The following is a 19082-nucleotide window of genomic DNA, read 5'->3' as shown; positions in this document are numbered from 1 at the left end:
TGCGCCTTCATTCGACGCGTCCTGGCGTCGATGGAAGAACGCAACGGGGCTCGATGGATTTGAGTGTGTGCTTCGAACGCAGCGCGGTCTGCGACTTAGTCACGAGCCCTTAAGCTTGGCTTAAAACCACAAAAAAGCTTTCAGAGTTTTTTCTTCAATTCATAGAGCGCGGCGAGCGCTTCGCGCGGGCTCATCAGGTCCGGATCAATCTCTTGAAGCGCGTCGCGCAGCGCGTCCTTCGGCGCCGACGCCTCAGCGAGGCGGGCGAAGAGCGGCAGATCGTCGATCAAGGTCTCGACCGGCGCACGTCGGTCGGCCGCTTCCAGCTCGGCGAGGATCGCATGCGCACGCGCGACGACGCTCGCCGGCAGGCCGGCGAGCTGCGCGACATGCACGCCATAGGAGCGGTCGGCCGCGCCTCTGATCACCTCATGCAGAAACACCACATCGCCGGCGTGATCGGTCACCTTCATCGTCAGATTGACGAGCCGCGGCAGCCGCTTCGCAAGCTGCGTCAGCTCATGAAAATGCGTGGCGAAGATCGCACGCGAGCGATTGACTTCATGCAGATGTTCAATCGTCGCCCAGGCGATCGACAGTCCGTCGAACGTCGCCGTGCCGCGTCCGATCTCGTCGAGAATGACTAGCGAGCGCGGCGTCGCACAGTTCAGGATCGCCGCGGTTTCGACCATCTCGACCATGAAGGTCGAGCGCCCGCGCGCGAGATCATCCGAGGCGCCGACGCGCGAGAACAGCCTGTCGATGACGCCAATGCGGGCCGACTGCGCGGGAACGTAGGAGCCCGTCTGCGCGAGGAGCGCGATGAGCGCGTTCTGACGCAGATAGGTCGACTTGCCGGCCATGTTCGGCCCGGTGACGACGGCGATTCGGCCGCCCTCGGTTCCGCAAAGATCACAGTCGTTCGCGGCGAATGCCTTGCCTTGCGACTGCAGCGAAGCTTCAACGACAGGATGTCGGCCGCCAACAATCTCGAAATCGAGCGACGCGTCGATCATTGGCCGGGTCCAGCCGCGTTTTTCTGCGACTTCGGCGAGCGCGCCGTAGAGATCGAGCCGCGCGAACGCCTCGGCGAGACGCCGCAAGTCCTCTGCGCGCGCGCAAACGCCCGCGACCAGCGCGTCGAAGATCGCCAATTCGCGCGCCAGGGCGCGATCGGCCGCCGAAGCGATCTTCGCTTCGAGTTCGACGAGTTCGCGCGTCGAGAACCGCATCGCGTCGGCCATGGTCTGACGATGCGTGAAGGTCGCGTCGAAAGGCGGTCGCAGCAGCCTTTCGCCTTGCGCCAGCGACACTTCTAGGAAGAAGCCGAGAAAATTATTGTGCTTGATTTTGAGCTTCGTCTCGGTGAGTTCGGCATATCGCCCCTGCAGCTCGGCGATCACCTTACGGCTTGCGTCGCGTAGCCGTCTCGCTTCATCCAACTCGGAGTCGCGCCCCTCGCGAATGAAATCGCCGTTGCGCCTGTCGAGCGGCAGGCTGTCTTTCAAGGCCGCGGCGATTTCGCCGGCGAGCGCGATGTCCGCGTGAGACAGCGTTTGGGCCGCCGCAGCGATCTCCATTGGGGGATCGAGCTGCGCGAAAAGGCCCGCAATGTCCTGCGCAGCGTCCAGCGCGACGCCGACGCTTGCAAGATCGCGCGGGCCGCCGCGCTCCAGCGAAAGACGCGACACGGCGCGAGAAAGATCCGGCGCGCGCGCGAGCTTGGCGCGAAGCGCGGCGCGCAGATCCGACTTTTCGAAAAGCCAGGCGACGGCGTCGAGACGCGCCGCGATCGATCGCGCGTCGGTCAAGGGCGCCGCGATCCGCTCGGCCAAGAGTCTCGCGCCGCCGGGCGTGACGGTGAGGTCGACGACAGAGAGCAGCGAGCCCTCGCGCGCGCCGGACAGCGTGCGCGTCAGTTCGAGATTGGAGCGCGTCGCCGCGTCGATTTCAAGGGCCGTCAGCGCGCGCAGACTTGCCGGACGCGAAAGCGCCGGGCGCTGTCCCTTTTGCGTGCGCTCGACATAGAGAATCGCCGTCGCGGCGGCGGCGAGTTCACAGTCGCTGAAGGCGCCAAAACCTTCGAGCGTCGCGACGGCATAGAAATTCATGAGGCGTCGCGCCGCGTCGGCGCCGTCGCCGACGTCGCGGCCGATCGGCGCGATGGGCGCGCCTGTCGCTTCGAAGACCGCCGCAAGCGACGGATCCCTGCACAGCGCGTCGGCGGCGATGATTTCGCGCGGCTCCAGACGCGCGATCTCGGCGCCAAGGGCATTCTCTTCGCGCTCGCAGACCGTAAAGGCGCCTGTCGAGATGTCGACGCTTGCAAGTCCGTATCGCCAGCGCCCGTCCTCCCCGCGCAAGCGCGCCATCGCCAAAAACGCGTTCGGTCGCGCCGGATCGAGCAGCGCGTCTTCGGTGATCGTGCCGGGCGTGACAAGCCGCACGACGTCGCGCCGCACCACCGATTTCGCCCCGCGTTTTTTAGCTTCCGCCGGATCTTCGATCTGCTCGCAGACGGCGACGCGATGTCCGAGCGCAATGAGTTTTTGCAGATAGTCGTTGGCGCGCTCCACCGGCACGCCGCACATCGGAATGTCTTCGCCCAGATGCTTGCCGCGCTTCGTCAGCATGATGCCGAGCGCCCGCGACGCCGTCTGTGCGTCTTCAAAGAACAGTTCGTAGAAATCGCCCATGCGATAGAAGAGCAGGCAATCGGCGTTCGCCGCCTTGATCTCGATATATTGGGCGATCATCGGCGTCGCCTGCGTCGGCGTTCTGTCCTGGGGCTTTTCGGCTGAGGCGGGCGCGGCGTGCTTCATCTCCGCCAGTGTAACGTCCTCGCCGCGCGAGCGCCACGCGAGGCATGCGCTTGCATGTGGACGACGGGTCCATTTCCGCTTAGACTGGCGTATTGCTTTGTCATTTTATTATTGGAGACAACGATGATTTGCGTCGTCTCTCGTCTTCTCGTAATTGTGATGGCCGCCGCTTGGCTGTCTTCGGCCGCTTTCGCCGCGGAGCGCATCGCGCCGGAATCCCCCAAACCGTGGCGCGTTTCACCGCCTGTCTTTCCAGAGGGCAAGGAGCGGGCGAACGTCAGCGGCCTTGTCTGCGCGCCGAACGCGCCGGATTTTTGCCTCATCGTCACAGACGAAGGACATGAGGCCGCTTTCGCGCGCTTGACGGAGGGGCGATTGACGCCCGGCTCGCCTTTTTCACTGCCGATCGCTTCAGAGGAATTCGACGCCGAGGGCGCCGCAGCCGACGGCAATTTTTTCTATATTGTCGGATCCCACTCGGTGAAGCGAAAGACCTGCGAGGACCATCTCGCGAACAGGACCGTGCTACGTTTTCGCGCCGATAGCGCAAAGCGACTGCCGGGACCGATCGAGCCCAGACACGAGCTCTGGAACATCATTGAACGGCTGCCGGAATTCGCCGGTCACGCCGGTCCGCAGGCCTGCCTCGGCGACGACCCGCCTAAAGATGCGAAACATCTGAAAGGCAAACAGGGCGTCAACATAGAAGGGGTCGCGGCCAAGGACGGACGACTCTATTTTGGCTTCCGCGGCCCGGCGATCAACGGCGAGGCGTTGATCGTCGGCGTTGACGCGAAAGCCCTGTTTGAAGGCGGCGACGCCGCGCCGAGCGTTGGCCGCATACGCGTCGGAAAAAAACGCGCCATTCGCGATCTGACATTCGCCGGCGACGCGCTCCTCGCGCTTGTGGGCCCGGACGACGACGAGCAGGCCTCGAGCTATTCGATTTTCAGAATTGAGCAGCCTCGTCAAGGCGTCGCGCAAGCAAGCGAACTTGCGATCCTGGATTTGGACGGTGCGCCCCGAGATAAGAAGAACTACCTCATCAAGCCTGAAGCCGTCACGGCGCTCGACGCAACGCCCGAGCGTTTCCGCCTTCTCGTGCTCTCGGATGGCGGCGAAGACGGCGCGCCGCTGGTCTTCGACATTCCCCGCAAGCCATAAGAGAAGCCCCGGAAGAACGCGCTTCCGGGGCTTTCTCGCATCATATGTTAGCGCCAGAGCGCCAGCAGGATGATGATCGGTATCGGAATCCCGAGCATCCACAGCAAGATTGAGCGGAACATTTCACACCTCCAGTTAGAAGCGGGAGAACGCCGCGACGCCGACGTTTTCATCGCGATGGCGCCCGCCGAGCGTCGCGCCGTACCAAGCCGCCACCGCGCCGATGAGCATTGTCGCCGCGGAAAGGAAGGCGAGCAGGATGCCGGTTTTGCGCGCGGTCTCGGCGGCCTCCTTCGCCTTCGCCTGATCTTCGCGCAGGCGTTCGGCGCTCAGATCCACGCGCCTTTCCGCTTCCAGCGGCGCGAGGCCGGAGCGAGAAGCGAGAACATTGACGAGATAGGCGCGATCTTCACCGGAGATTTCGCCTGTCGCCAAGCCGCGCTCGACGATGCGCTTGACGATCGCGCGCGGATATTCGGCCGGCATCGTCACGCCCCGCGCGTTCACGTCGCCATCGCCGCGCAACAAGAAATCGACACGCTCCTCGACCGGAGTCACCGTGGGCGCAAGCGCTGACGTTTCGCTTCTTGCGCCTTCCGCAGACGCCGCGGCGGAAACGCCGCTCTTCGCAAGCTGGAATATCGAGGCGCCAGCGATCAGCGCGAACACCACGATCGCCGCGGCCCAGAGCACCAGGCCATGGACGCCGTCGCGCACTTCCACCTCTTCTTGCGAAGCGTCTCCGGCGCGCCGGCGCAGCCGTCCCGTGACGTAGCCGCCGACCGCAAAGCTCGAAACGGTGACCCAGAGCACCCAGAGCGTCAGCGCGATCAGATGGACAATCAAGGACGCGCCGCCATAAGGCGACGTCATCGACAGGCCGATCGCCGAACCGAACGCCCCCATGATGAAGGAAATCGCGCCGGCGATCACGGCGCCGGCGATGATGGCCGCCCAATCCGTGTTGGTCGAGCGGCCCGACATCTCTTGGGCGGCCGTCACGGCCGCCGTTTCGCCGCGGGGCCTGACGCCGAATCCGGTTTGCGCGAAGTCAGTCATCTGATGTCTCCTCAGCGCAGACCAAGAAAGGATAAAATCGCCAGGACGACGACGATGAGTCCGACGAGATAAATGATGCCATTCATTTTGAAACCTCCGCTTCGACCGCTGCTTTTCGGAATCCTGACCTCGGCCGCCGCATGGACAGCCGCGCATGCCCTAAAACGCTGACGCTTCGTCATTGTTCCGTGCCGCTTTGCGCGGCCGCCCTGATCGGCGAGCGCTTGTGGACGCCGCCACGCTCCGGTTATGGTCGCCGTGTTGCGTCGCAACAGCAAAGGGGCGGAGATGGCCGACGACATGGCGGGTAATCGTGCGGAAGGGGAACAGCGCGCGACGATATCGGATAAGGAGGCGCTGCTGTTTCATTCGCGCGGCCGGCCCGGCAAGCTCGCCGTCGTCGCCTCGAAGCCGATGGCGACTCAGCGCGACCTGTCGCTCGCCTATTCGCCGGGCGTCGCCGCGCCGGTGCTGGCCATCGCCAAGGATCCTTCCGCGGCGTTCGATTACACGACCCGCGGCAATATGGTCGCCGTCATCACCAACGGCACCGCGATCCTCGGGCTCGGCGATCTCGGCGCGCTGGCGGCGAAGCCGGTGATGGAAGGCAAGGCCGCGCTGTTCAAGCGGTTCGCCGACATCGACTCCATTGATCTCGAGATCGATGCCAAGGAGGTCGACGCCTTCGTCAACGCCGTGCGGTATCTCGGCCCCTCATTCGGCGGCGTCAATCTCGAAGACATCAAGGCCCCGGAATGTTTCGTCATCGAGGAGCGGCTACGCGACCTCATGGACATCCCGGTGTTTCATGACGATCAGCACGGCACGGCGATCATCTCCGCCGCCGGCATGCTCAACGCGCTGCTGCTGACGGGCCGCGATATCGGATCGGCGAGACTCGTCTGCAATGGCGCTGGCGCCGCCGGCATCGCCTGTCTCGATCTCGCCAAGGCCATGGGTTTCGATCCGCGCAATGTCATCCTGTGCGACACCAAGGGCGTCGTCTATCGCGGCCGCCAGGAGGGGATGAACCAGTGGAAGAGCGCGCACGCCGTCGACACCAAAGCGCGCACGCTCGCCGAGGCGCTGGAAGGCGCCGACGTCTTCTACGGACTCTCCGTCAAGGGCGCCCTGACGCCGCACATGCTTCGCAGCATGGCGGATAATCCGATCGTCTTCGCCATGGCCAACCCCGACCCCGAGATCACGCCGGAAGAAGCGCGCGCCACGCGCGCCGACGTAATCATCGCCACCGGCCGTTCCGACTACCCCAACCAGATCAATAACGTCCTCGGCTTTCCCTACATTTTCCGGGGCGCGCTCGACGTGCGCGCCAAGACGATCAACATGGAGATGAAGATCGCTGCGACGAAGGCGCTCGCCGATCTCGCGCGCGAGGACGTGCCGGACGAAGTCGCCAACGCCTACCGTGGGGCCCGGCCGCGTTTCGGCCGCGACTATCTCATCCCGGCGCCCTTCGACCCGCGCCTGATCTCCATCATTCCGCCCGCGGTGGCGCTGGCGGCGATGGACAGCGGCGTCGCACGCCGCCCCATCGTCGACATGAAGGCCTATCGCGCCGAGCTATCGGCGCGCCGCGATCCGATCGCCGGGCTGATGCAGACGATTCACGAACGCGTGCGGCGTGATCCCAAGCGCGTCGTCTTCGCCGAGGGCGAAGAGGAGCAGGTGATCCGCGCCGCGCTCGCCTTCGTCAATCAGGGCTTTGGACGCGCCGTGCTTGTCGGCCGGGAGGATCGGGTCGTGGAGGCGGCGGAAAACGCCGGCCTTGAACTTCCCGCAGAGATCGAAATCCACAACGCCAAACTCTCGAACCGCAACGCCGTCTATGCGCAGTTCCTGTTCGAGCGCCTGCAGCGCAAGGGCTTTCTGATGCGCGACTGCCAACGGCTGATCAATCAGGACCGCAATCATTTTGCCGCCGCGATGGTGGCGCAGGGCGACGCCGACGCCATGGTGACGGGCGTGACGCGCAATTTCTCCCATGCGCTTGAAGACGTGCGCCGCGTCATCGACCACAAGCCTGGCCATCGCGTCATCGGCGCGTCGATCATTCTCGCCAACGGCCGCGTCGTCGTCGTCGCGGATACGGCGATCACCGAAATGCCCGACGCCCACGAACTTGCCGAAATCGCCATCGAGGCGGCCGGCGTTGCGCGCCGCATCGGACTCGAGCCGCGAGTCGCCATGCTGGCCTTTTCGACATTCGGCTATCCGCCGGGCGAGCGCACGGCGCGCGTGCATCAGGCGGTCAACGTTCTCGACCAGCGGCGCGTCGACTTCGAATATGAGGGCGAGATGGGCGCGGACATCGCGCTCAACAAGGATCTCATGAGCGCCTATCCGTTTTCGCGACTCACCGATACGGCGAACGTCCTTGTCATGCCAGCGTTTCATTCGGCGGCTATTTCGACAAAAATGTTACAGGAACTGGGCGGCGCGACCGTGCTCGGTCCGCTGATCGTCGGACTCGACAAACCGGTTCAAATCGTCCAACTCGGCGCGACGGACACGGAGATCGTCAATATGGCGGCGCTCGCCGCCTTCGGCGTCGGCGGGTGATTCGTTTGCGCAAGAGAATGAATCGCTCGCGTCAGCGGACGGAATGGATTTCCTCCTTCGGACTGTAAGCTGGCTATCCGCGACGCGGCGATCATTTTGCTCCCGGCGGCGCCACTGTATCCTGAGCATGGGAAGACCGGCGCGTCATGCGGCGGTCAGCAAAGAGGCGATTGATGAACATTACGATGATTGGCTCTGGTTACGTGGGTCTGGTCTCGGGCGCCTGTTTCGCCGACTTCGGCCATAACGTCATTTGCGTCGACGCCGATGCGAGCAAGATCGAGCGCCTGAAGTGCGGCGAGATTCCGATCTTTGAGCCCGGCCTCGACGAACTCGTCGCCAATAACGTCGAACAGAACCGCCTGTCCTTCACCACCGAACTCGAACCGGCGGTCAAAGGCGCCGACGCGGTGTTCATCGCGGTCGGCACGCCGTCGCGGCGCGGCGACGGCCATGCGGATCTGTCCTTCGTCTACGCCGCCGCACAGACCATCGCCAAGGCGCTTGAAGGATTCACGGTCGTCGTCAACAAATCGACCGTTCCGGTCGGCACCGGCGACGAGGTCGAGCGCATCATGCGCGAAGTCAATCCGGACGCCGATTTCACCGTCGTCTCCAATCCTGAATTCCTGCGCGAAGGCGCGGCGATCGAGGATTTTAAACGCCCCGACCGCGTCGTCATCGGCGTCGAGGATCCGCGCGCCCGTGAGGTGATGGAGGAAATCTATCGTCCGCTGTCGCTGAACGCGCCGCCGCTGGTCTTCGTCGGGCGCCGCACGTCGGAGCTCACCAAATACGCCGCCAACGCGTTTCTTGCGACCAAGATCACCTTCATCAACGAGATCGCCGATCTATGCGAAAAGGTCGGCGCCGACGTGCAGGAGGTCGCGCGCGGCATCGGCCTCGACAAGCGCATCGGCGCGAAATTCCTGCACGCCGGCCCGGGCTATGGCGGCTCCTGCTTTCCGAAGGACACGCTGGCGCTGATCAAGACCGGACAGGACGAAGGCGCGGCGCTGCGCATCGTCGAGACGGTGGTCGCGGTCAACGACGCGCGCAAGCGGGCGATGGCGCGCAAGGTGATTCATGCGCTCGGCGGCTCGGTCCGCGGCAAAAAGATCGCGCTCCTGGGATTGGCCTTCAAGCCCAACACCGACGACATGCGCGACGCGCCGTCGCTCGCCATCGTCGCCTCGCTGGCCGGCGACGGCGCGCAGGTGCACGCCTACGATCCCGAGAGCATGGCGCAGGCGCGTCCGCTGATGCCGGAGGTGACCTTCCACGACAACGCCTATTCGGCGCTGGAAGGCGCCGACGCGCTTGCGATCGTCACCGAGTGGGACGCCTTCCGCGCGCTCGATCTCGACCGGGTGAAGAGCCTCCTGAAGCAGCCGATCATCGTCGATCTGCGCAATGTCTATCGCCCGGGCGACGTGCGCAAGCGCGGCTTCACCTATGTGAGCGTGGGGCGGACGTGAGAGGAATCGCGCGGAGGCTTGCGGAATGACGGACGAGAGCCGTTCGCGAGCTGCTCGATGCGTGGATGGTCTCCCGCAAGGCGGGCGACCTCTCGCGGCGACCTCACAAAGAACAAAGCGCCGGCCATGGGCCAGCGCTTTTTTGCGTCTGTGAGCGACGCCTACTGCGCCGCGAGTTTGATCTCGGGATAGGTGCACTTCCCGTCGCTCTTCTCCTCGACATGGAGATGCGCCGGCGGCTCGACGAAGGGAATGCCGAGCGTGCGCCAGACGTCGACGAGCGACTCGACGAGGTTCGCGATATGCGCGGGCGTGTGGCAGGGCGTCGGCGTGACGCGCAGCCGCTCGCTTCCCTTGGCCACCGTCGGATAGTTGATCGGCTGGATGTAGATCGAGTGGCGATCCAGCAGCATGTCGCTCGCCGCCTTGCAGAGCTCGGCGTCGCGCACCATCACCGGCACGATATGCGAGCCGTTTTCCAATACGGGCAGGCCGGCGGCGGCGAGGGCGTGCTTGGTGATATGCGAGGCGCGCTGATGCGCCGCGCGCAGATCCGGCCGGCGCTTGAGCAGGCGCACCGCAGCGCAGGCCGCGGCGGCGACCGCCGGCGGCAACGCCGTCGTGAAGATGAAGGAGGCCGCGTAGGACCGGATCGCGTCAATGATCACGGCGTCGCCGGCGATATAGCCGCCCATGGTGCCGAAGCCCTTGGCGAGCGTGCCTTCGATCACATGGACGCGCGCCATCACGCCTTCGCGTTCGCAGACGCCGCCGCCGCGCGCGCCATACATGCCGACCGCATGCACCTCATCGACATAGGTCATCGCGCCATAGCGCTCGGCGAGCGCGACGATGTCGCCGACCGGCGCGATATTGCCGTTCATCGAATAGAGGCTTTCGAAGACGACGAGCTTGGGCCGATCGCCCGCCTCGATCAGCAGCTCTTCGAGATGCGCGAGATCGTTATGGCGAAAGATCTTCTTCTCGGCGCGCGAGCGCTTCACGCCTTCGATCATCGAATTATGATTCGAGGCGTCGGACAGAATGACGCAGTTGGGAAGCAGGTCGGCGATGGTCGAGATCGCCGCGAGATTGGAGATCCAGCCCGAGGTGAAGACGAGCGCGGCTTCCTTGCCGTGAAGATCGGCGAGTTCGCGCTCAAGCTCGACAATGGCGTGGCTGGTGCCGGAAATGTTGCGGGTGCCGCCGGCGCCCGCGCCGACCCTGCCGGCCGTGTCGACCATCGCGGCGATCACGTCAGGGTGCTGACCCATGCCGAGATAGTCGTTCGAGCACCATATGGTCACGGGCTCGACCGAGCCGTCGTCGCGATGCCAATTGGCGAGTGGAAAAGCTTCGACGTCGCGCTCCAGATGCGCAAAGACGCGGTAGCGGCGCTCGTCCTTTAGACGGGAGACGGCGGCCTCGAAGTAACGCCGATAGACCATGCTCCAACCCTTTGATTTTTCTCTTTGCCTCTGAAACCGACGACGGGCCCCCGTCCTGCCCGCCGTCTAGTTTGGACGTTTTCTTACATAGCCGATCCGCAGCTGAAAGGCGAGTGGCCGAATGACGCGCCCACGCCCCTTTTCTTGCGCAACGCCGGGCCACCGCCAATGAAAACAATGGCGCCACGCAATGGCGCCGTCGCCCAGCGGCGTCAAAGCGGCGCCCGCCCCGCCGTCGCCGAGGCTTTTTCGCGGGAAGCGTTTATGGGATGACCATCCGGCCTCGCGTGAGGTGACGAAGCGACGGAGGTGCGCGTGACGGCGATGAAGCTCTATACGAAAAAAGGCGACAGAGGCCAGACGAGTCTCTTCTCAGGCCGGCGGGCGGCGAAGTTCGATCCGCGCGTGGCGGCGGTCGGCGATCTCGATGAATTGTCCGCGAGCCTGGGTCTCGCGCGCGTCGTCTTCCCCGAGGGGAACGATCTTTTGAGCGGCGCGCAAAAGGCGCTCTACACGATCAGCGCCATCGTCAGCGCCGAAGCGCGGCAGATTAATCTTGTCTTCGACGACGCCGAGACCGCGGCGCTCGAAGCCGAGATCGATCGCGCCACCGACGCGCTGCCGCCCTTGCGCGATTTCATCTATCCGGGAGAGGCCGAGGCGAGCGCGCGACTCCACATGGCCCGCGCCGTCGCGCGGCGGGCCGAGCGCAGCCTCGCCGCGCTCGATGAACCGCGGGCGCCGGAGAACGCCCTCGCCTATCTCAATCGCCTGAGCGATTTATTGTTCGCGCTGGCGCGGCTCGCGGATCTGCACAGTGGACACGCGGACCGGATGCTCGGCGGATGAGGATCTTTGGGCCGCAGCGCCGGGGCAGCGCTTTGCGCGGCCGGCGCCGGCGCCTGGACCGGGGATTGCCGCCGTTGGCTACGCCGGCAGCATGACCACCTTGGTCTTGATCGGCGTTCGCGAATAGAGGTCGATCATGTCCTGGCTGAGGAGGCCGGTGCAGCCGCTCGTTATGCCTTGCCCGATCGTCTCGGGGTCGCTGGTGCTGTAGATCGTGTAGACTGTGTAGACGCCGTTCTTGTATAGATACAGCACGCGGGCGCCGAGCGGATTCTCCAGACCTCCCGGCATGCCGCCGGCATATTTGCGCGCCTCCGGCTGGCGCGCGATCATTTCCTTGGGCGGCGTCCAGGTGGGCCATTCGGCCTTGCGCCCGACATAAACCTCGCCGCTCCACAGGAACCCCGGACGGCTGACATTAGCGCCGTAGCGGGTGGCGTTGCCGTCGCCCTCGACGCGGTAAACATAATAATTCGCGGGATCGACGATAATCGTGCCGGGCGCTTCCTTGGTTTCGTAGCGCACGGTCTTGCGAAAATATTTGGGATGAAGCTTGCCGATGTCGACCGCCGGGATCGGGTATTTGTCGTTGGGCACGGCGGCGTAAAACCTTGCCGCCTCGGCGCGGCCCAAGTCGTCGGACGCGCAGCCGGCGAGGCCTGCCGCGCCAAGACCCGCCGCGCCAAGCCCGGCGGTGGAGCCGACCAGAAACGATCGGCGGTTGAGACGCGCCGGGGCGAGCCCGCGCGGCGCGTCGACGTTTCCTTCGCCGGCGTCGGCGATCCCATTGTCCGTGATCATGATTTTGGAGTTCCCATGTCCAGTTGCCGACCAAAGAATACTCCGGCCCGAACTCGCTGAACGACTTTGCTGAGCCGAGACCTTGCCATCACTTGCTTTTCGGAATGTGAAGAACCTCGGCTTTGACCGGAAATTCCGGTCATTCTGTGGCGGTGATTTTACAAATCAGCGCCTCGTCGACGCCAAAGCGCGGCGGCTCGATCCGGCATCTGGCGGCGCCGAAACCGCGGCGCTCGAAGCGGTCGCCCGCGCCCGAGAGCGCGCTCGCCATCTCAATCGCCTGAGCGATTTATTGTTCGTGCTGGCGCGGCTTGCCGATCAGCAAAGCGGACATGCGCGGCCCAGCGATCCCCATCATCCATGAAAAATCGGAAGCGCCTGAGGCTGGATCATCATCAAGAGACCATAGACGAAGATGATAACGCCCATAGCCTGCGCCACGGCGGGGCCCCATGGCAGGGTCTTCTCGGCGAAAACGATCGCCGTCACGCTCGCAAGCGCGGCGACGTTCATCATGCCGAGAGGAAACATGATCGCGCAAAGCAGCCAGCAGCAGCCAAGGCACCAGGCGCCGTGATGCGCGCCCATCTGCAATGCGCCCAGCGTCCCTTCGCGCCAGGAGGTCATGATGAAGCCGATCGGCGTGCGGCATTTGGTCAGGCAGAGCTCTTTCAACGGCGTGAGCTGATAGAGCCCGGCGGCGATGAGGATCAACCCGCCGATGCGCCCCTGCGCCGGCGCCGAAAGATCCAGACGCGCGGCGCCAGCCTCCGCGGCGAGCGCGCCAATATACGCGAGGAGGCCGGACGCCATCCAGACGAGAGAATAGCCGGCGAGGAAGGCCCATGTGCCGACAAAAGCCTGTCCCCTTTTGCGGCGCGCGGCCTGCGTCTTGTGGAAGGTCAGCGCCATCGGCGCCACCGTCGGAAACATCATCGCGATCGTCATCGCCAGCCAGACAGCGATGAAGAGCGGCGCGCCGAGTCCCATGGACGGCGAGGCCATGCCGCCATGGGCGTCAGGACCTGCGCCTTGCCAGATCAGAAGCGCCCAGGCCGCGACCGACAAGGCGATCAGCATGGCCAGGATCGCGTTGCGCTGAAGCGCGATCAGGTCCACGCGCGTCTGTTCCATGCGGGGGACGCCATCCGTCAATTCGACCACTCGATCGGCGCGTAATGCCCGTTCCGGCCTGAATTATTCCAGTCCATGCCGTGGTCGCTGAAATGGTTGCCCGTGCGGCCGACGCCGAAAGCGATTTTCTCCGGCGCGAGCGGATGCCCGGTCATGCCCCAGATTTCGCCGCTCGGATGCATGCTCGCCAGCGGATCGACGGCGACGGCGAGAACGCCCGGAATTTCGACCGCACGCGATTTGCCCTCGATCGTGTAATGGATCGAGGTCTTCCTGACGCCGAGATGGGTTCCGACCAAAGGCGCGAAGGCCGCCATCGGTCCGCCTTCCTCGCCGCCGAAAATTGCGCCCAGAGCGGCGGTCTGTTCGTCGGTTGCGCGCTCGTCGATATAGGCGGCGAGCGTCCAGTCGCCTTCCGCCATCGGGCCCGGCGCATGCGCCGCAAGCACGACGTTCAGCCCATCCAGCGCCACGTCGCCATAATGGCCTTTATCGATGTGGAACGCCAAAATATTGTCGCAGCACCCTTGCGTCGGCGTCGCCATCATCGCCTTGGTCGAGACCAGGCAGGGACAGACGATGTCGCAATTGCAGTTCTCGAGATAGTCGCCGACAAAGCGCCACTTTGTTCGCGTCGCCATTTTCTGCTTTCTCCGCCGCGGTAACGTGTGGACCTAGAAAGGCTCCTTGAAGGGCCGAAGATCCATTTCGTGAGTCCAGGCGCTGCGCTTCTGACAGTGCAGCGCCCAATAGGCGTCGGCGATGTCGTCAACGGCAAGGACGCCGTCCGCGCCTTTCGAGCGCGCGTAGTCGGCGAAAGTCGTCGCCGCATATTCGCCCGCGATCACGCCGTCGACGACGATATGGGCGACATGAACGCCCTTGGCGCCGAACTCGCGGGCAAGGCCTTGGGCGACGGCTCGCAAGGCGGCCTTGGCGGCGGCGAAGGCAAGAAAGGGCGGACGCGCGCGCAAGGACGCCGTCGCGCCGGTGAACAGGATCGTGCCCTGCCCGCGCTGGGAGAAGCGCCTCGCGGCCTCCCGCCCGACGACGAAGCCGCCGAGAGCGTTTTGTCGCCAAAGGCGCTCGAAGAGTTCGGGCGTCGTGTCCTGAGCGGATGCGGCGACATTATTCCCAACATTGTAGGCGACGAGCGTGAGGTCGCCGTCGCGGTCCGCTTCGTCGAAGAGCGCGGCGACGTCGGCGTCGCGCGCAGCGTCGGCGGCTTTGATCGCGACCGCGCCGCCCGTCGCGGCGATTTGTTCGGCGACGATCCGCAGCCGCTCCGGCGTTCGGCCCGCGATCGTGACGCGGAGCCCTTCGCGCGCGAAACGTCGCGCCAGCGCCGCGCCGAGGCCCGACGCGGCGCCGACGCCAATCACGATTGCGGCGCCTCTATTCGCCGTCGCCCCTTGCGTCATAGCGCCTCAACTCTCTTGGTCGCCCTCATGCGCGCCCAAAGAGAAGAATGAAGTTGTTCGCCGGCATGTCCATGATTTTCTTGAGCGCGATTTTGTGTGCGTTGGCGGCGCGTTCGAGGTCACGCACGTCCTTAAGGCCCCATTCGGCGATCTTGGGCGCGAGAATCTCCTGATCGAAAGCGGCGTTTGATTCTGTCGTATAATTGCCGTCAACCTTGAAGGGTCCGTAGATCGCGAGAAAGCCATCCTTGGTCAACACGCGGTCTGCGACTTGAGCGATGCCGTCGCAGATCGAGACCGGCGCGACCTGGAAAAGGTTCACCACGAAAATGCCGTCGTAGAGCCGATCGCTCGCGCTGGGCCAGGTCTGGGGTTCCGTCAGATCGATTTTGATCGGATCGAAGATGTTCTTGCTGCCTGCTTCGTCACGCTTCTTCTTAATCGAATCGAACACTTGGACGTCATAGTCGGAAGGCTGAAACGACAGATTCGGGAAATGCGGCGCGAAATAGCTGATGTGGTTGCCGGCGCCGCTCGCAAGTTCCAGCACATTGCCGCTTTTCGGAAAGATCACTCTGAACATGTTGAGAATGGGATCACGGTTTCGATTCCCCGCCCATGCAACATAGGCGCTGAGCGGATGCGGATCGATCGGCGGACGGTCTGCAGGCACATTGACGGACATGGGTCCTCCTCGGCTTACCGCGACGCTTTGCGCCGCTCGCCTCGCGGCCTGGAAGCGCGGTTCCAACGCTTCGCGGCCCTTCATTCTTGGGTGTTGTTCCAGGCTAGCAGGCAAAAGCTTTATCGATCGGCGCCGACGCGGTAAAATTCAAAAATCTTATGAACTCATTCGGGGAATGAAACCCCTAGACGAGCTGCCGTCGACGAGTTCGGAACAGCAGACGCAATTCGCTAGAGGCGGCAACAGGATGGTCAATCTCAAGTCTTTCGACCTCAATCTGTTGCTGGCGCTGAAGGCGCTTCTCGAAGAGAAGAACGTGTCGCGCGCCGCAGAAAAGCTATGTCTAAGCCAGCCGGCCATGAGCCATATTTTGCGCAGGCTGCGCGACCAGCTCGACGATCCGATACTGGTGAAGTCCGCATCGGGTCTGGTCCCTACGGCGCGCGCGCTTGCGTTGCTGGAGCCGACGGCGGCCGTGCTTCGGGAGATCGAAAGGATCGTCGAACCGCCGCCAGAATTTGATCCCGCGACCAGCCGGCGACGCTTCGTGATCTCCACAAGCGACTACGTCGGCTTCGCCCTCTTGCCGACGCTCGCCGAGTCGATAATCCGCACCGCCCCGCATATCGAGGTGCAAATTCGACAGCCGATAACCGGGCCGCTCCACATCGTGCTCGAGAAAGACAATATCGATCTGGCGATCGGCTTCGACGCAATCTTCGGCAGCGCGCCGCATGTCTGTTCGCAGCCATTGATGGGCGAGAGCATCGTTTGCCTTACAAGAAAATCCAACGCGGCAGTCCCGGGCGATGAGATCAGTCTGGCGCAATTTCTGGAATGCAAGCATGTGCTGATCAGCTGGCGGGAAGCTGGGACCGGCCTCATCGACGACAGCCTCGCGAAGTTGGGGCTCCGTCGAAATATATTTCTTGTCCTGCCGAACTTCTTGACGACGCCCTGGATTCTCGAAAAGACCGACCTCATGCTCTGTCTGCCCCAGCGGATGGCCGAGCAGTTCGTAAAACTGGCTCCGCTCAAAATCCTGCCGATCCCGATCGACCTGCCTCGCTACGCCTTGATGATGCTTTGGCATCCGCGCCACGAAAAAGATCACGCGCATATGTGGTTGCGGGAACGCGTGCGGATGGCCTGCCGCCGCGACAGCGACGCCGATGCGAGCGCCGGCGGCGGCGCCAAGGCGCATATTCACTAAGGCCGAATTTCTGCGAGGCGCCAAGTCAGCGCGATCTCAGTCGCCTTGGAAGGCGCTGTATTGACACGCTGCGGGAACGCGGCCCGCCCTCGCGTCGGGTCGCGGCCTGACTCAATCGACTGAGCAATCTCCTGTTGGCGCTGGCGCGTTCGTCCGCAATGCGCGCTTGAGCAAATCGCCGTGGCTTATCGAACCCCTAGCATCGCTGCGGGAGCGACCCGAAAAGTGAGCCGCAGGGCAGTTCCCATGGGACTCGGCGTGATCTCCAAGGCTCCGTCGAGTTGCGCCGCAATATCACGCATGAGCGTGAGGCCCTTTCCTGAAATTTTGGTCGACTGAGACAATGCTTGCAAACGAAAGGGCGCTCCGTTGTTTTCAACGACAAGCTCGACCTCTCCCCGGAAACACCGGACGCGCGTTTCGATCCTGCCCTTCTCGAGACCGACGAAGGCGTATTTAAGAGCATTTACCGTCGCTTCGACGACCACAAGCCCGACGCTTTTGGCGCGCGCGCAGTCAATTTCGAAGTCCCCGTCTATGGTCACGCTGCTCTCATAACGACTGTCAAATGCCGAATGCAGAGTTTCGGCGAGAAGCCTGACGAAAGAGCCGAGGCTGCAAATCTCATGCTCATTCGTATCGAGCGCGCCGTGGAGCGCCGCGGTCGCGCAGATGCGTGAAACGCAGATGTCGCATTGTACCGGATGGCCACACTGTCTCCGCTGCGCGGCGAAGAGAGCCGATAAGACCTGCAATTCGTTTCTGATCCGATGGCAAATCTCTTCGTAGCGCTGCTGCGACGCGGCCAGCTGCGCTCTCAGCGAGGCTATTTCCCGCCTCAATTCCGGCGGTCCGTCTGATGCAACATTCAAAAGGATTATGCCTCAATCCCGTAAGTTGTTTTGGTATCAAGCATATTTATCTTGGCTGTTTTATGTTCAGATAATTTTCGAAGCAAACTCAGACGTGTAGGTCGCGTTGTGCAGAGGGTCAGAGGCGACGTGAACGCGCTGGCGACGATTCCGTGTTCGGCGAAAAGAACAAGGCCATCGCGAGTTGGTCCTTGTTCTTTCCTTCTTCCCGGACCTCACCGGTCAGCGACTCAACCAAAGCCGCATTAAACGTCCGCTAAGGGTCGCGACCACCTTCGTCCATGGCTCCTTCGCGCCTAGATCGGGCGCGAGGCGAATGCCTTCGTCACATCGCGATTCGCCATTGCGGCGCCTGCGGCCTTCAACATCAACAGCGCGACAAAGGCGCCGAGATTGATCAAAAAGATCCGCGTCACGACCGGCGCAGTGAAATGATCGACGCCGGGGCCCGTCGCCGCCGTGACCGCCAGAATCAGACTCTCATAGACGACGAAGGCCGCGAGGAAAGCGGCGAGACCGCCGGCGAAACCAGAAAAGCGGCGCGCGAGCAGGCCGGCGCTCTCACAAGACAGCAAAGCGATGACGCCGAGCGCGCCGCCCCAAAACAGCGTCATGGCGTCCGTCGGATAATGCAGGAAGAGAAAGCCGACAGCCTGATTGATGAACCAGACTGCGCCCGTCAGCAGCAGGGCCTCGCGACGCGCGCTGGTGAGCGCCGCGACGGCGGCGAAGCCCGCGAGCGGAACGGCGCAGGCCCAACTGAAGCTGAAAATGACGCTCGCGGCGATGAAGGTCGCGGCCCAGAGCGCGCGGCGGTTTGTCGTCGGAAGAGTGGAAAGCGTAAGCGACATGAGGTTCTCCTTTCAAGTGAAGACAAGGGAAGTCGAATTCGAAAGCGCGGCGCGTCAGTCGCCGCGCGACCGGCCTGCCGAGCGATCGATGGGATCGGGTTCGTGCAGACCGAACCAGCGCGCGCGCAATTTGTCCCACAGCGCGAGGCGCGACCAATCGGGTTCTTTCAGGACTTTATCCGTCACCGCGTCGAGGAAGGGATTGGGCAGCAGCACGGTGATCTGCTGCTCGCCGGCGCCGTTGAACAGCTGCAGTCCCCAGGACATCGGCACGCAGCTCGTGTTGCGCCGGCGATAGAGTTCGGCGCGTGACGTTCGCCTGAGCTTCGCGAGTTCCGGCGACGTCGGCCGCGCGCGCGATCCCTTGTTCTCGCCGATGCAGACGTGAAAATGCGTGACGCCGAAAGCGACCGTCAGATAGCCGTCGAGCAGCCTGATGCGCGTCGGCGGACGGTCGGCGTGGATCTCCCACGCCGCGCCCTGAATGATCGGCCCGAAGACGATGTCGCGCCAGTGATTTTCGAAAAGATCGCGAAACAATTCTTCGAGACTCGCCGTGTCCGTCGGCAGGGAGAAGACATCGAGCGATGCGCCATCGGGCTCGACGATTCGTTTAGGCGCTAAGTCGGCGATTGCTGTCATGGCCATGCGCTTTCTGTTTGTAGCGAACCGAGGCGGAAGCGATCTTCGCGCGCTCCTATG

At 63.6% G+C, this 19082-nt stretch carries 17 protein-coding genes; 6 read left to right on the top strand and 11 right to left on the bottom strand.

Going from position 1 to position 19082, the window contains the following annotated elements; translation table 11 throughout:
* Positions 1-140: 140 nt before the first annotated feature.
* Positions 141-2822, bottom strand: coding sequence for a DNA mismatch repair protein MutS (gene mutS / locus BN69_RS11115; RefSeq protein WP_014891708.1), 2682 nt, complete (start codon positions 2820-2822; stop codon positions 141-143).
* Positions 2823-2945: 123 nt separating this feature from the next.
* Between mutS and BN69_RS11110 the strand changes: the two genes are divergently transcribed.
* Positions 2946-3986 carry a DUF3616 domain-containing protein gene (locus BN69_RS11110; protein WP_158491311.1) on the top strand — a complete coding sequence of 347 codons (1041 nt, stop codon included), beginning with the start codon at positions 2946-2948 and terminating at the stop codon, positions 3984-3986.
* Between the two features lie 135 nt (positions 3987-4121).
* On the opposite strand, the gene BN69_RS11105 is transcribed toward BN69_RS11110, so the two are convergent.
* Positions 4122-5045, bottom strand: a complete 924-nt coding sequence (locus BN69_RS11105; protein ID WP_014891706.1) for a hypothetical protein — start codon at positions 5043-5045, stop codon at positions 4122-4124.
* Between the two features lie 300 nt (positions 5046-5345).
* Here BN69_RS11105 and BN69_RS11095 point away from each other — a divergent pair, with 300 nt between their 5' ends.
* Positions 5346-7628 (top strand): NADP-dependent malic enzyme, encoded by a 2283-nt coding sequence (locus tag BN69_RS11095; RefSeq protein WP_041927311.1) that lies wholly within the window; start codon positions 5346-5348, stop codon positions 7626-7628.
* Positions 7629-7801: 173 nt separating this feature from the next.
* Positions 7802-9106 (top strand): UDP-glucose dehydrogenase family protein, encoded by a 1305-nt coding sequence (locus tag BN69_RS11090; protein ID WP_014891704.1) that lies wholly within the window; start codon positions 7802-7804, stop codon positions 9104-9106.
* Between the two features lie 161 nt (positions 9107-9267).
* On the opposite strand, the gene hemA is transcribed toward BN69_RS11090, so the two are convergent.
* Positions 9268-10554: a 5-aminolevulinate synthase gene (gene hemA, locus BN69_RS11085; protein ID WP_014891703.1), complete on the bottom strand. Its 1287-nt coding sequence runs from the start codon at positions 10552-10554 to the stop codon at positions 9268-9270.
* Positions 10555-10878: 324 nt separating this feature from the next.
* On the opposite strand from hemA, the gene BN69_RS11080 reads away from it, so the two are divergent.
* Positions 10879-11403 (top strand): cob(I)yrinic acid a,c-diamide adenosyltransferase, encoded by a 525-nt coding sequence (locus BN69_RS11080; protein ID WP_014891702.1) that lies wholly within the window; start codon positions 10879-10881, stop codon positions 11401-11403.
* Positions 11404-11481: 78 nt separating this feature from the next.
* Here BN69_RS11080 and BN69_RS11075 read toward each other — a convergent pair whose 3' ends face one another.
* The gene (locus BN69_RS11075) at positions 11482-12204 is read right to left on the bottom strand and encodes a L,D-transpeptidase (RefSeq protein ID WP_014891701.1); all 723 of its coding nucleotides are present in this window, start codon (positions 12202-12204) and stop codon (positions 11482-11484) included.
* A gap of 106 nt (positions 12205-12310) precedes the next feature.
* Here BN69_RS11075 and BN69_RS19210 point away from each other — a divergent pair, with 106 nt between their 5' ends.
* Complete coding sequence (locus BN69_RS19210) at positions 12311-12568, top strand: ATP:cob(I)alamin adenosyltransferase (protein WP_014891700.1); 258 nt, start codon at positions 12311-12313, stop codon at positions 12566-12568.
* Here BN69_RS19210 and BN69_RS11070 read toward each other — a convergent pair.
* Genes BN69_RS11070 through BN69_RS11055 form a run of 4 tightly spaced genes read right to left on the bottom strand, consistent with a single transcriptional unit; the run spans position 12559 to position 15444 of the window.
* Positions 12559-13338, bottom strand: coding sequence for a DUF2182 domain-containing protein (locus BN69_RS11070; protein ID WP_014891699.1), 780 nt, complete (start codon positions 13336-13338; stop codon positions 12559-12561). The two genes, BN69_RS19210 and BN69_RS11070, sit on opposite strands and share 10 nt — an antisense overlap.
* A gap of 17 nt (positions 13339-13355) precedes the next feature.
* Entirely contained in the window at positions 13356-13979 is a 624-nt protein-coding gene (locus tag BN69_RS11065; RefSeq protein WP_014891698.1) for a DUF1326 domain-containing protein, read from the bottom strand.
* A gap of 33 nt (positions 13980-14012) precedes the next feature.
* Positions 14013-14759: an SDR family NAD(P)-dependent oxidoreductase gene (locus BN69_RS11060; protein ID WP_014891697.1), complete on the bottom strand. Its 747-nt coding sequence runs from the start codon at positions 14757-14759 to the stop codon at positions 14013-14015.
* A 25-nt stretch (positions 14760-14784) separates the two neighbouring features.
* Complete coding sequence (locus BN69_RS11055; protein ID WP_014891696.1) at positions 14785-15444, bottom strand: DUF938 domain-containing protein; 660 nt, start codon at positions 15442-15444, stop codon at positions 14785-14787.
* Between the two features lie 247 nt (positions 15445-15691).
* On the opposite strand from BN69_RS11055, the gene BN69_RS11050 reads away from it, so the two are divergent.
* Positions 15692-16657 carry a LysR family transcriptional regulator gene (locus BN69_RS11050; RefSeq protein ID WP_014891695.1) on the top strand — a complete coding sequence of 322 codons (966 nt, stop codon included), beginning with the start codon at positions 15692-15694 and terminating at the stop codon, positions 16655-16657.
* Positions 16658-16842: 185 nt separating this feature from the next.
* Here the strand turns inward: BN69_RS11050 and BN69_RS20075 are convergent, their stop codons facing one another.
* From BN69_RS20075 to BN69_RS11035, 3 genes are all read right to left on the bottom strand, one after another.
* A complete protein-coding gene (locus BN69_RS20075) occupies positions 16843-17499 on the bottom strand; it encodes a sensor histidine kinase (RefSeq protein WP_041926933.1) in 657 nt (218 codons plus the stop codon).
* A 326-nt stretch (positions 17500-17825) separates the two neighbouring features.
* Positions 17826-18380, bottom strand: a complete 555-nt coding sequence (locus BN69_RS11040; RefSeq protein ID WP_014891693.1) for a hypothetical protein — start codon at positions 18378-18380, stop codon at positions 17826-17828.
* A 54-nt stretch (positions 18381-18434) separates the two neighbouring features.
* Positions 18435-19028 (bottom strand): DUF7676 family protein, encoded by a 594-nt coding sequence (locus tag BN69_RS11035; protein ID WP_014891692.1) that lies wholly within the window; start codon positions 19026-19028, stop codon positions 18435-18437.
* Positions 19029-19082: the final 54 nt, after the last annotated feature.

The organism is Methylocystis sp. SC2 (assembly GCF_000304315.1).
GTDB lineage: Bacteria > Pseudomonadota > Alphaproteobacteria > Rhizobiales > Beijerinckiaceae > Methylocystis.
Note: the sequence above shows the minus strand (reverse complement) of the source record. Positions and strands in the feature narration are given on the sequence as shown.